The 12,115-nt window shown below is 62.1% G+C and carries 12 protein-coding genes; 10 read left to right on the forward strand and 2 right to left on the reverse strand.

Annotated features, from left to right (window positions below):
• Together Q4E95_RS08045 and Q4E95_RS08050 are read right to left on the reverse strand one after the other, a co-directional pair.
• The coding region (locus Q4E95_RS08045; RefSeq protein ID WP_303382807.1) for a glucuronate isomerase at nt 1-289 on the reverse strand (289 nt) is incomplete at its 3' end.
• Between the two features lie 61 nt (nt 290-350).
• Nucleotides 351-1,388, reverse strand: a complete 1,038-nt coding sequence (locus Q4E95_RS08050; RefSeq protein WP_303382808.1) for a LacI family DNA-binding transcriptional regulator — start codon at nt 1,386-1,388, stop codon at nt 351-353.
• An 81-nt stretch (nt 1,389-1,469) separates the two neighbouring features.
• Between Q4E95_RS08050 and Q4E95_RS08055 the strand changes: the two genes are divergently transcribed.
• From Q4E95_RS08055 to Q4E95_RS08100, 10 genes are all read left to right on the forward strand, one after another.
• Nucleotides 1,470-2,165: an HD domain-containing protein gene (locus tag Q4E95_RS08055; RefSeq protein WP_303382809.1), complete on the forward strand. Its 696-nt coding sequence runs from the start codon at nt 1,470-1,472 to the stop codon at nt 2,163-2,165.
• Between the two features lie 30 nt (nt 2,166-2,195).
• Entirely contained in the window at nt 2,196-2,993 is a 798-nt protein-coding gene (locus Q4E95_RS08060; protein ID WP_303382810.1) for an IclR family transcriptional regulator, read from the forward strand.
• A gap of 135 nt (nt 2,994-3,128) precedes the next feature.
• Nucleotides 3,129-4,400, forward strand: a complete 1,272-nt coding sequence (locus Q4E95_RS08065) for a cytochrome P450 (RefSeq protein ID WP_303382811.1) — start codon at nt 3,129-3,131, stop codon at nt 4,398-4,400.
• 3 nt (nt 4,401-4,403) lie between these two features.
• A complete protein-coding gene (locus Q4E95_RS08070) occupies nt 4,404-5,483 on the forward strand; it encodes a PEP/pyruvate-binding domain-containing protein (RefSeq protein WP_303382812.1) in 1,080 nt (359 codons plus the stop codon).
• A 50-nt stretch (nt 5,484-5,533) separates the two neighbouring features.
• Nucleotides 5,534-7,408, forward strand: a complete 1,875-nt coding sequence (locus tag Q4E95_RS08075) for a PEP-utilizing enzyme (RefSeq protein ID WP_303382813.1) — start codon at nt 5,534-5,536, stop codon at nt 7,406-7,408.
• Nucleotides 7,405-8,160: an SDR family NAD(P)-dependent oxidoreductase gene (locus Q4E95_RS08080; RefSeq protein ID WP_303382814.1), complete on the forward strand. Its 756-nt coding sequence runs from the start codon at nt 7,405-7,407 to the stop codon at nt 8,158-8,160. The genes Q4E95_RS08075 and Q4E95_RS08080 overlap by 4 nt, the downstream gene beginning before the upstream one ends.
• Nucleotides 8,161-8,204: 44 nt before the next feature.
• Nucleotides 8,205-8,525, forward strand: coding sequence for a 2Fe-2S iron-sulfur cluster-binding protein (locus tag Q4E95_RS08085; protein ID WP_303382815.1), 321 nt, complete (start codon nt 8,205-8,207; stop codon nt 8,523-8,525).
• A 2-nt stretch (nt 8,526-8,527) separates the two neighbouring features.
• Nucleotides 8,528-9,808, forward strand: coding sequence for an NAD(P)/FAD-dependent oxidoreductase (locus tag Q4E95_RS08090; RefSeq protein WP_303382816.1), 1,281 nt, complete (start codon nt 8,528-8,530; stop codon nt 9,806-9,808).
• Nucleotides 9,805-10,452 carry an HD domain-containing protein gene (locus tag Q4E95_RS08095; RefSeq protein WP_303382817.1) on the forward strand — a complete coding sequence of 216 codons (648 nt, stop codon included), beginning with the start codon at nt 9,805-9,807 and terminating at the stop codon, nt 10,450-10,452. Before Q4E95_RS08090 ends, Q4E95_RS08095 begins: the two co-directional genes overlap by 4 nt.
• Nucleotides 10,449-11,933 carry an aldehyde dehydrogenase gene (locus tag Q4E95_RS08100; protein ID WP_303382818.1) on the forward strand — a complete coding sequence of 495 codons (1,485 nt, stop codon included), beginning with the start codon at nt 10,449-10,451 and terminating at the stop codon, nt 11,931-11,933. The genes Q4E95_RS08095 and Q4E95_RS08100 overlap by 4 nt, the downstream gene beginning before the upstream one ends.
• Nucleotides 11,934-12,115 lie beyond the last annotated feature (182 nt).

Consider the following 12,115-nt stretch of genomic DNA (forward strand, 5'->3'; position numbering starts at 1 on the left):
TCCGCCAGGCCTCACGCGGGTCGGCGCCGTTGCTCTTGCCCACGTTGAGGTCGGAGAGGTTCACGCCATTGGCGTGCAGCAGGCGGGTCACATAGTGGTCCGGGCTGATGAGCAGTTGCGTGGGATCCGGGAACGGGGTGTTGTCCGCAATGATCCGGGCATCCACGTGTCCGTGCGGGGAGACGATCGGCAGGTCCTCGACCTGCTTGAGAAGGTTGCGGGCAATGGCCCGGGTGTCCGGGTCAGCCGGCAGCAAACGGTCGGGGTGGGCTGCAATCGACGTTGACATACCCCCATCCCAGCCGCGAACACAGGCGCAGGCAATGGGTTGCCGTGAGTTGCTGAATTTCTCAGCCGTGAGCCAGGGGCAGTGCGCTGGATTCGCGGACCACCAGCCGGGACGGGACCACCACGGGTTTCGACGCCGTGTGCGTGGCTCCTCGAACCATGGCCAGCAGATTCTGCACGGCCGTGGTTCCGATCGCGTGCATGGGTGCAGCCACGGAACTCAGCGAGGGGCTGATCAGGTCCAGTTCCTGTACGTTGTCGAACCCGACCACGGCCACCTCATCCGGGATCCGCACACTGTGCTGGCGCAGTTCGCGCAGGAACCCCATGGCCATGAGGTCGTTGTAGAGCACCACGGCGGGCACGCGATGGTCGAGCCAGCGCCGAGCCGCCTTGCGGCCACCCTCCGAGGTGGGTTCGAACGGACCCGTGCGATGGACTTTCAGCTCGAGCTCCAGGGCGGATTCGCGCAGGGCCCGCCAGCGCATGCCGTCCGACCAGGAGGCCTCCGGGCCGGCGGCGTAGAGAATATTCCGTCTGCCGCATGACGCCAGGTGTTCGGCGGCCCGGCGCATGCCCCGGGCATTGTCCGGGACCACGGAGGCCACACCGTTCACCGCGCGGTTGGCCACCACCGTGGGCTTCTGCTTGGCCATCATGCGGATCGCGGAATCGGACATGCGCGAACTCGTGAGCAGCACACCGTCCACCATGGGTAGCGTGCGCTCAATGATGGCGCGTTCCGCGCGGTCGTCCTCGTGCGTGTTGTTGAGCAGCACGAGATACCCGGCCTTCGACGCCGCCTCCTCCGCCCCGCGGATCAGCTCGAAGAACACGGGGTTGGAGATGTCCGCGAGCATCAGAGAGATCATGTTGGTGCGCCGCTCGCCGTCCAGACCCGACCGGTTGGCGGATTTCACGCGGTAGCCCAACTCCTCGGCGGCCGCCCTGACCTTCTCGGCGGTCGTGAACGAGACCCGCCCCGGGCGGGCGAACGTGCGCGAAACCGTGGAGGGTGCAACACCCGCGTGGCGGGCGACGTCGTAAATGGTGGGCGCGGTGACCAAGGGGGCTCGGGAGTCCTGTTGGTCTGCGCTCATGCTTCGATTGTCATTTGCGCCATGGACGGTGTCAAAGATCTTCCGCTTGATCCGTGGGCTTCCACCGAATTCAATGACGTTATGAAGCCAACGCAGCACAACACACCCGACTCGCCGGCCTCCGACGTGGCCTCGAAAATTCCCGCGGCGACTGAGGTCCAGGGCATCTTCGGGCTGTCGGACAAGGAACAACACGTCTGGGACCGGGCCAAGGACTTCCTGACAGTCCGCAGCAACGATGTGCACTCCTTGTACGCGTACGGCATTGCCCGACAACTGACCCAGCTGATCCCCGAGGCGAGGGCGGAGATCGTGCTGCCGGCGATTTTGTTGCATGACACCGGGTGGTCACAGGTCCCCGAGGAGTTAGTGCTTTCGGCCATTGCTCCCGGTGGGGGGCGCCCGGACCTGGTCAGGGACCACGAAGTGGCGGGCGCGAGGATCGCCAGGGAGATCCTCGCCGCGGTGGGTTATGACGCCGCGGACGTGGAGGAAATCGCACGCATAATCGACGGCCACGACTCTCGAACCACTGCGCTGTCGGTGAATGACGCCCTGGTCAAGGACGCCGACAAGGTCTGGCGTCTGACGCCCCATGGAGTGGCCACCGTGATGGGGTGGTTCGATCTGAACCACGATCAAGCACACCGGCTGTGCGGTTATCGTGTCCATGATCATTTATTTACCGAACAGGCACGAATCATGGCGGCCGGGTTTGCGGGCATTGCGTCCATGGACGATTCGCCCGCGCTCAGTGCCCTGACCCGACGACAATGATGTGGCGAGAGCGGCACCCAGGGAGGGGACATGGCAGGAGGTTCGTCCGAACCAGGACGGTCCGTGACGTCCAAGGTGCTGGCCATCTTGGAGGTCTTCGAGATGCAGCTCAGGCCGTTGAGCCAGGGGCAAATCGTGGAGCTCACAGGACTTCCGCAAAGTACCGCCCACCGTCTGCTCTCCGAACTCGTGGCCTGGGGGGCGCTGAGCCGTGATGACAACGGGCGGTATCAAGTGGGCATGCGGTTATGGGAACTGGGGCAGCACGCCGGCCGACAGCTGAGGGACATTTCTCGCCCGTTCATCCAGGACCTGCACTCATTGACCCGCGAAACCGCCCAGCTGGCCATCAGGGATGGCTCGGATGCCCTGTACATAGAACGGGTTTACAGCTCCAAGCGCGTACCGAGAGCCTCCCGGGTGGGTGGCCGGTTACCGCTGCACGCTACGGCTGTCGGCAAGGTTCTCTTGGCATACGAAGAAGATTGGGTCCGCGAGGCCCTCTTCCGGCAGGGATTGCACGCCGTATCCCCGCACACGCATGTGGACCCCGCTCGTCTGAGGGATGAACTGGTGACGGTGAAAGAACAGGGTTTTGCCACGGCCGCGGAAGAAGTCCGGGCGGGGGTCTGTTCGATTGCGGTTCCTGTCTTCCATCGTGACGGGCCCGTTGGGGCCGGCCTCGGCCTGGTCATGGCTTCGGCCAGCTCGGGGAACATGACCCGGCATCTGCCGACACTGCGGGGTGTGTCTCGCCAAATTGAGCTGGCCACCGCTCACGTTCCCCTCAGCACCATCCTGCGTGTCATGACCCCGGGCGGTGCGTGAGCCGCCCACCTGCGGCAATGCCGGGGGCTCGGGCAGAGCCGTTTTCCATATTCACTCAGTGAATAACGGATCTTGGTGTGATCTAGGTCATGCGCCAAGCTGGCACTCACATTCGCAACGTTCGAAGGGATCGCGATGAGTGCCTCACAGGACAGCACAGTTGACCAGGCCACCATGGGTGCCTGCCCGGTGGCCCACCATGGCTACGAGCCTTTTCAGCAAAATGATCCGTTCCCCGCCTACCGGAATCTTCGTGACGAAGAACCGGTTATGTACGACGAGCGGATCGATTGCTGGGTCGTGACCCGGCATGCCGACATCAAGGAAGTCTTCGGGGACTGGGAAACCTTCAGCTCCGAGAACGCACAGGCCCCCGTGCGCGAACGCGGCCCCGAAGCCAAGCAGATCATGAAAGATGGCGGGTTCACGGCGTACTCCGGTCTGTCAGCGCGAGTCCCACCCGAGCACACGCGCATTCGCAGCGTCGTGCAGAAGGCCTTCACCCCGCGCCGTTACAAAGTGTTGGAACCCTTCATCCGGGACAACGTGCGGACACTGCTGCAGCGGATGTTGGAGCACCCGGATCGCAAGGGTGATCTCCTCAAGGACCTGGCGTACGACATTCCCACCATCACGATTCTCACGTTGTTCGGGGAGGACACCGACCAGATCGACCAGTTCAAGGAATGGTCCAATTCCCGGGGAGCCATGACCTGGGCGGACCTGAGTGATGAGGAACAAATTCCTCACGCTCACAACTTGGTGGATTACTGGCAGAAATGTCTGAGCATGGTGGAGAAAGCTCACCGCGAAGGTGGTGACAATTTGGTGGCCGACCTGGTCAAGGCCCAGGAAAACGGGGCGGAGATCAGCGACCATGAGATCGCATCCGTGTGTTACAGCCTGCTGTTCGCAGGACATGAAACGACAACCACCCTGATCGCCAACACTCTGCGTGTGTTGTTGGCCCATCCCGAGCAGTGGCAAAAACTTCAGGACGACCCCAAGAAGATTGCGGGCGCCGTGGATGAAGTTCTTCGCTACAGCCCGTCCATCGTGGCGTGGCGTCGCAAAGCCCTGAAGGACGCCACGGTGGGCGGTACGGAGATTCCGGAAGGCGCGCAATTGCTTTTGGTCATGGGCTCCGCCAATCGTGATGAATCCCTGTTCGAGAACGGGGATTCCTTCGATGTCGAGCGTTCGAATTCTCGCGAACACCTCGCGTTCGGATTCGGGATCCACTACTGCCTGGGGAACATGCTGGCCAAGCTGCAGACGAAAATCACGTTGGAAGAAACACTCGCGCTGGCGCCCCATGTGAAATTGGTCGATCCGGACCACATTCAATTCGGCGAAAACCTGTCATTCCGCGCACCCGTTGCGGTGCCCGTCACCTGGGAGTCCTGATTCATGGAGAACACTCAATTCATTGAATTTTTCGACGGCGGAGGCGAACCCAAGCTTGAGCGCCTGGGAGGAAAATGCGCCTCCCTGGTGTCCATGACCGCGGCCGGTATGCCCGTTCCTCCCGGGTTCGCGGTGACCACCGACTTGTTCGACGCCTTCATCGACGCCGCTGGCATCAAGGAAGACATCCGTCGGTTGCTTTCGGGTATCGACGTGACAGATGTCGACCATGTGGAAGAAGTGGCCCGGCAAATCCGTGATGAGATCTGCTCTCGGGCGGTTCCGGAGGACCTGAGGCAGCAGACCGTGGATGCGTACGAGGCCTTGCAGGCAGGGTTTGAGCGGCCTGCTCCCGTCGCGGTGCGATCCTCAGCAACCGCCGAAGACCTTCCGGATGCAAGTTTTGCCGGCCAACAGGACACTTACCTCTGGCTCACGGGCCAGCAGGCGGTTCTGGAGCACATTCGCAAGTGCTGGGCGTCCCTGTACACGTCCCGTGCGATCCTCTACCGCCTCAAGAACAACATTCCCGAGGATGACCTCTCCATGGCGGTCGCCGTTCAGAAAATGGTCAATTCCGAAACCTCCGGTGTGGCTATCACCATGGACCCCGCGACGGGGGACCGTTCCAAGATCACCATTGATGCGTCGTACGGCGTGGGAGAAATGGTCGTTTCCGGTCAGGTCACGCCCGACAACCTCCAGTTGGACAAAGTCACGTTGGTGGTGGTGAGCGAGCACATTGGCGACAAGCATGCGGAGTTGGTTCCCGACCCTGAGTCCGCGGCTCTCAGGGAAGTGGAAGTGGACGAGGAGCGCCGCTCGCGCCGCTGTCTCAGTGACGACCAGCTGCAGGCCGTGGCCAGCATGGCAAAACGCGCCGAAAAGCATTACAAGTGCCCGCAGGACATCGAATGGGCCTTCGACAAGGACCTTCCGGACGGGGAGAACCTTCTCCTGCTGCAATCACGCCCCGAGACCGTGCACTCGTCCAAGAAGGACGGCGCTGCGCCCGCCAAGAAGAAGCCCGCCACCGGGATGGGCGGACTGACCGCGGCGCTGTTGTCCAAGAACGCCAAGTAGAGCCAGCCACTTCCGTGCCACGCACGGAGCGCGAACGAAGGAACATTCACGTGGATAATAGCCCCGAGATCAAATCATTCCCCAGCCCGTTCAGTGTTGAAACTCCCCAGGGAGCCGAAGGTTGGGAGAAGCTGTACCCCTATTACTTGACCTTCCAGGAAAACCGGAAGGACGTGGACGGCCGGGAATTCTGGTTCCAGAACTCCCAGCAATGGCCCGTGGTGGTTAAACCCTTTGAGACCATTGGCTGTGAATTCGCGATCCGGCAGCTCGGAGAGTTCAATTCACGTCACTTGATGATTCCCACGGCCAACGGAATCGACTACAGAATTCATCAGGGTTACCTCTACATGAGCCCCATTTCGGTGCCCGAGGACCAGGTGGCCGACCGCGTGGCGCAGTTCGAGGAACGCGCCGGCTATTACTTCGAGAACTGGGAGAGCCTGCTCGCCAACTGGTACACCAAGGTCAAGGGAACCATCCGGGACATGGAAGCGATCGAGTTCCGATCCTTGCCGGACGTGGTTCCCCTCGAAGACATCACCTCGGGCAAGGGACGTGACGGCTCGGAAGAACTTTTCCGGTCGTACGACAAGCTCATCGACCTGGCCTATCAGAACTGGCAGTACCACTTCGAATTCTTGAACCTGGGCTACATCGCCTACTTGGATTTCTTCGGATTCTGCAAAGAGGCCTTCCCGAGCATCCCGGACCAGAACATCGCGACCATGGTTCAGGGCGAGGACATGGAACTGTTCCGCCCGGACGACGAGCTCAAGAAGCTCGCGCTGCTCGCGATCGAACTCGGTCTGGAGCAGCACTTCGATCAGCCGGACGATGCGGACGCCACTCTGTCCCGCATCGGCGCGGCGGAGAACGGCCAGAAGTGGCTGGGTGTCCTGGAGGAGTCCAAGGATCCGTGGTTCAACTTCACCACGGGTAACGGTTTCTACGGTCATGATCAGTACTGGATCGACCACATGGAGATCCCGCTCAGCTTCATTGCCGACTACATCCGCCGCGCCAAGGAAGGCGCCCACCTGGCCCGCTCCGTGGAAGAGCTCGTGGCGGAGCGGGAACGCATCATCGGGGAATATCGAGACCTGCTGGATGAAGAGATGCAAGAGGTCTTCGATGCGAAGATCGCCTTGGCCCGGCTGGCGTACCCGTACGTGGAAAATCACAACTTCTACATCGAGCACTGGACCATGGGAACCTTCTGGCGCAAGGTCCGGGAGCTGTCCCAGTTGTTCGTGGATGCGGGTTTCTGGAACGACCCTTCCGACATCCTGTATTTGGGTCGCGATGAAGTCCGCTCCGTGATCTTCGATTTGGTCAACGGATGGGGAATCGGCGCCCAAGCTATCGGCCCGGACTACTGGCCCACCGAGATCGAACGCCGCGCGGGAATTATCGCAGCCCTGAAATCCAACCGGGCCGAGCCTGCGTTCAACACGCCGCCGGAGTTCATCACCGAGCCGTTCACCACCATGCTCTACGGCATCACCACCGAACAGGTGGCCCAGTGGTTGGGTGACGGCGAAGAAATTGAGGGTGTGTTCAAGGGCATGGCTGCCTCACCCGGGGTGGTTGAGGGTATTGCGCGAGTGGTGACGTCCGCGTTGGAACTGGGCACACTCAAGGACGGGGAAATCCTCGTGGCACCCAATACCGCCCCGTCCTGGGGTCCCGTCTTCGGCAAGATTTCGGCCACTGTGACGGACATCGGCGGCATGATGAGCCACGCTGCCATCGTGTGTCGCGAATACGGTCTGCCCGCCGTCACGGGGGCCGGCTCGGCGTCGCGCGAGATCCGCACGGGTCAGAGACTGCGCGTGGACGGAACCAAGGGCACGGTGACCGTCCTGGACGACGTCGAGAACACCGCCGCAACCGCCCCCGACGTTGCGGGGGCGGTTGCGTGAACCACCAAGCGCAACGATCCACCGTCCTCGTCACCGGTGCAGCCGGCGGCTTAGGTCGCGCCTTCGCGCTCGGCTTTGCGAGGCGCGGGTACGACGTCGCAGCCGCTGACCTCAATCTCGAAGGCGCCCAGGAAACGGCTCGGCTGGCCGAAGAAGAGGGCGTGCAGGCGATGGCCACCACGGTGGACGTCACCTCGGTGTCGTCCACGGAGGCCATGGCCAGGGAGGTGGGCGATTTCAGCGGGGGTGCCCTCGGCGTTCTGATCAACAACGCCGCCATTTACGCCACGGTCACCAGATCACCCATGGAAGAGATCGACCCCGAGGAATGGGACGCGGTGATGGCCGTGAACCTCAAGGGCCCCTGGCTGTGCGCCCGGGCATGCAGTTCCCTCCTGAGCGAGGGATCCAGCGTGATCAACCTTTCCTCAGCCACGGTCTATTCCGGCTCGGAGAACTGGCTGCACTACGTGGCCTCCAAATCCGGAGTGATCGGACTGACCCGGGTCATGGCCAAAGAACTGGGGCGGCGGGGTGTGACCGTCAACGCCATTGCTCCCGGATTCACCCTCACCGAGGCAAGCTACGGGCTGATGCCCGACGCCGCCACGTACGGGGTCGACCGCGGGGCCATCAAACGGGCCAGCCAGCCACAGGACATCGTGGGTGCCGCGCTTTTTCTGGCCGGTCAGGACTCCGACTACGTCACCGGCCAGACCCTCGTCGTAGACGGCGGCCGACAGTTCATCTGACAACTTCCGCATCACCCACGGGTGACAGCAGAAAGGACCACCTCATGCCCACCGTTACTTTCACCGATTCAGAAGGCAACCAGCGCACCGTGGACGCAACCGCCGGAGACTCCGTCATGGAGACCGCGGTCCGCAACGGTGTGACGGGGATCGTCGCAGAGTGCGGAGGTTCGCTCTCCTGCGCCACGTGCCATGTGTTCGTGGACGACGAGGACCTGGACAAGCTCCCAGAGATGGAGGACATGGAGGACGAGATGCTCTACGGCACGACAGAAGATCGCCGGCCGAACTCCCGGCTCTCCTGCCAGCTGCCGGTCGAGGACGGCACGGACCTGCATGTGACCACTCCTAAGACGCAGGTGTAGAGATGGCTGCGGAGAACAATCACGGGCTCCTGATCATCGGAGCCAGCCAATCAGGGGTCGCGCTCGCAGGATCATTGCGGGCTCTGGGATACACGGCACCGGTCACGTTGTTGGGGGAGGAGGACCATCGGCCGTATCAGCGCCCCGCCCTGTCGAAAGACTTCATGCAGGACAAGATTTCCAAGGAAAAGCTGATCTTCCGAGCACCGGAGTACTGGGAAGAACACAACATCGACGTGGTCAAGGGCCAGCGGATCGAACGCATCGAGAAGAAGCCCGATGGGTCGGGAACCGCCGTCTCCGTGACGGGAGAGACCTTCCCGTTCCAACAACTCGCCTTGACCGTGGGGGCGCGGGCCCGCCGTCTTCCCCTGGAGGGAACTGACCTCGACGGTGTTCTGTACCTGCGCAATGCCGACGATGCGTTGGATCTCAAGGCCCGGATGCCGGATGCCCAGAATCTCGTGGTCATCGGTGGCGGGTTCATCGGACTCGAGGCTGCTGCGAGCGCCCGTGCAATGGGCAAGACCGTGACCGTACTGGAAGCAGGTCCACGGCTGATCGGTCGAGCGGTGGGGGAAGAAACGGCAGAGTTCTTCCTGGCCGCCCACCGCGATCAGGGAATCGACGTGCGGGTCGGTGTGAACCTGGAGCGTTTCGAGGGAGAACACGGGCGCGTCACCGGCGTTCGCCTGGACAACGGCGACGTCGTCCCGGCAGACATCGTACTGGTCGGAATCGGGGTCGTTCCCAACACCGAACTGGCGGAAACCATGGGGTTGCGCTGCGACAACGGCATTCAGGTGGATGAGTATGCGCTTGCTTCGGACGGTCACACCGTGGCCATTGGGGATTGTGCGAATATTCCCAATCCGATTCCAGGAGCCCCTGAGGGGGAACGTCTGCGGTTGGAAAGTGTCAACAACGCCGTGGAACACGCGAAAGTGGCGGCGTATTCGCTGACCGGCCGTCGTGAGGAATATCAATCGATTCCGTGGTTCTGGTCGAACCAGGGGCCGTACAAATTGCAGATCGCCGGGTTGTCCACGGGGCACGATCAGACGGTGGTCCGCCGGGACGGTTCCGACGGTAAATTCTCGGTGCTCTACTACCGGGGAGGGCGGCTCATTGCTGCGGACTGCGTCAATTCTCCCGTGGATTTCATGGATGTGAAGTCCGCATTGTCCAAGGCACTGACCATTGACGCGGGCACTGCCGCTGACACCGAGAGACGGCTCAAGGAATCGGCCGTTCCCCCCACAGAACAGGAGCTGGACCAATGACCATCGAGACCGCGCTGACAGTCAATACCGAGCCCATCAGCACCACACCGTCAGAATCAACCGATTTGGACCCGATCTGGAAGAGCGTCATTCCCGAAACGCGGGCCCGCGGCAACGATATTCATTTGCCCATTTCGCTGGCTTACGCCGAGCGGCTGTGCGACGTGTATCCGGAAGCGGACGACCTGGTGGTTCGCGTGGCCATCCTGTTGCACGATACGGGGTGGGGGCGTGTCGACGAGGAACGGATCCTGTCCGAGGGATTCTCGGGTGATTGGCGGAAGGCCGACATTCGATTCGAGCACGAGCGACAGGGATGTCTGATTGCCCAAGAGGTACTTTCCGAACTCGGCTACGGGGACGAGTTCATCCGTCGGATAACGGAGATCATTGACGGCCACGACACCCGCCCGGACGCCAAGTCCCTCGAGGACGCACTGGTGCGTGATGCCGATCGGCTGTGGCGATTCGATTCCGTGGGCATCGCCTTGGCGTCCTCGTGGTTCAAATTGACCCCCGCGGCATACATGGATCGGCTTGAAGAAGAGATCGTGCCTGAACTGCAGACTTCCGCCGCACAGCTCATGGCGGAGGCAGATCTGACGCGCTCACGGGCATTGCTGAAAGGAAGCGTCCTGGTATGACACTGGAGCTGAACAAGGCACGTCATCGACGAGAGAGCCTGGATCTTCCGTACACGCACGAGAACGACCACTTCATAAATGGCGCATACATCCCGTCCACTGGTGATCGGCGCATCGAGATCGTGGACCCGGTCACGGAAGAAATTTGGGCCTCCGTGCCTGATGCAACACCGGAAGACCTTGAACGCGCAGTGGCAGCCGCGGACAACGCCTTCCCGGGCTGGGCGGCGCTGACAGCGCACGAGCGTGCGTCGATCTTGCTCAGAGCCGCGGACGAGATCGAGGCCCGGCGCGAGCCCTTGGGCTACACGAATACCCGCGAAAATGGCTCGCCCATCTCCGAAACCACGAACGCGGCCTCCAACGCCGCCAGCATTTTCCGCTACTTTGCCGGGCTGGCGGACTGGTTGGATCAGGACGATACCCGCCCGTTCCCCAATGGTGTGGGTGAAACTTCTGTTTACAAGGATCCGGTGGGCGTCTGCGCATTGATCGCTCCGTGGAACTTCCCCATCAACTTGGTTGTGGCCAAGCTGGCCCCTGCGCTCCTGGCGGGGTGCACCGTGGTCATCAAACCTGCCTCACCGACTCCGTTGTCCGTGCGGTTCATCGTGGATGCCCTCGCGGCCGCGGGTGTGCCCCACGGTGTGGTCAATGTCCTGACGGGCAGCGGCCGGATGGGCGATCAATTGGTGCGCCACCCCAAGGTGCGCAAAGTTGCCTTCACCGGTTCGACCCCCGTGGGCCGAAAGATCGCCGCAGCCTGTGGTGAGAGCCTCAAACCGGTCACGTTGGAACTGGGCGGTAAATCGTCAGCCATAGTCCTCGAGGATGCGGATCTGGACCACATGTCATCCGTGCTGATCCGTTCGTGCATGCGCAACACCGGGCAGACGTGCTACATCTCAACCCGGATCCTGGCCCCCGAGTCCCGCTACGAGGACGTCGTGAAGATGGTTGCTCGCACCGTGGGGGAAGCCCCGCAGGGAGACCCGTTGGACGAAGCCACCGTTTTCGGCCCGATGGCCAACCGCCCTCAGTTCGAGACGGTCCTGAAGTTTCTCGAGTCAGCTCACCAGGAAGGCGCGAGCATAGCGGCGGGCGGCGACCGCGCAGACATGGACTCCGGATTCTTTGTACAACCCACCGTTCTTTCCGATGTGACGCCGGAGATGACGGTGGCGCGAGAGGAAATCTTTGGGCCGATCATCACGATTCTGCGCTACAAGAATGAGGATCACGCGGTGGAGTTGGCCAACAACACGCCGTTCGGGCTCGGTGGGATCGTTTTCTCCGCGGATGAGGACAAGGCCCGCGGGGTGGCCCGAAGGATGAACACGGGATCCGTGGGGATCAACTTCTTCGCATCCAATCATTCGGCTCCGTTCGGAGGACGAGGAGATTCGGGTTTGGGCGTGGAATTCGGCGTTGAGGGACTGAGCGCCTACTTGATGCCGCAATCGGTGCATCGCCGGGCCTGAATCGGCCATGCGTAGTTGAACGGGCCCGGTCCGCGGGGGGCCGGGCCCGTGAATTGGTGATCCTCACAGCGGCACTTACCATGCAGTTTGTACCGCAGCGCATCTGGTGGATCGAGGAACCGAACAGTGAACATCAAACCCTGGACGCGGGTGGCCGCCGGATTATTCGCGGTGGCGTGGGG

The organism is Kocuria sp., assembly GCF_030536815.1.
GTDB lineage: Bacteria > Actinomycetota > Actinomycetes > Actinomycetales > Micrococcaceae > Kocuria > Kocuria gwangalliensis.

Coding starts and splice junctions, on each gene's coding strand:
- Q4E95_RS08050 (WP_303382808.1), bottom strand. CDS start 1,388: ATGAGCGCAGACCAACAGGACTCCCGAGCCCCCTTGGTCACCGCGCCC.
- Q4E95_RS08065 (WP_303382811.1), top strand. CDS start 3,129: ATGAGTGCCTCACAGGACAGCACAGTTGACCAGGCCACCATGGGTGCC.
- Q4E95_RS08100 (WP_303382818.1), top strand. CDS start 10,449: ATGACACTGGAGCTGAACAAGGCACGTCATCGACGAGAGAGCCTGGAT.
- Q4E95_RS08085 (WP_303382815.1), top strand. CDS start 8,205: ATGCCCACCGTTACTTTCACCGATTCAGAAGGCAACCAGCGCACCGTG.
- Q4E95_RS08070 (WP_303382812.1), top strand. CDS start 4,404: ATGGAGAACACTCAATTCATTGAATTTTTCGACGGCGGAGGCGAACCC.
- Q4E95_RS08055 (WP_303382809.1), top strand. CDS start 1,470: ATGAAGCCAACGCAGCACAACACACCCGACTCGCCGGCCTCCGACGTG.
- Q4E95_RS08090 (WP_303382816.1), top strand. CDS start 8,528: ATGGCTGCGGAGAACAATCACGGGCTCCTGATCATCGGAGCCAGCCAA.
- Q4E95_RS08060 (WP_303382810.1), top strand. CDS start 2,196: ATGGCAGGAGGTTCGTCCGAACCAGGACGGTCCGTGACGTCCAAGGTG.
- Q4E95_RS08095 (WP_303382817.1), top strand. CDS start 9,805: ATGACCATCGAGACCGCGCTGACAGTCAATACCGAGCCCATCAGCACC.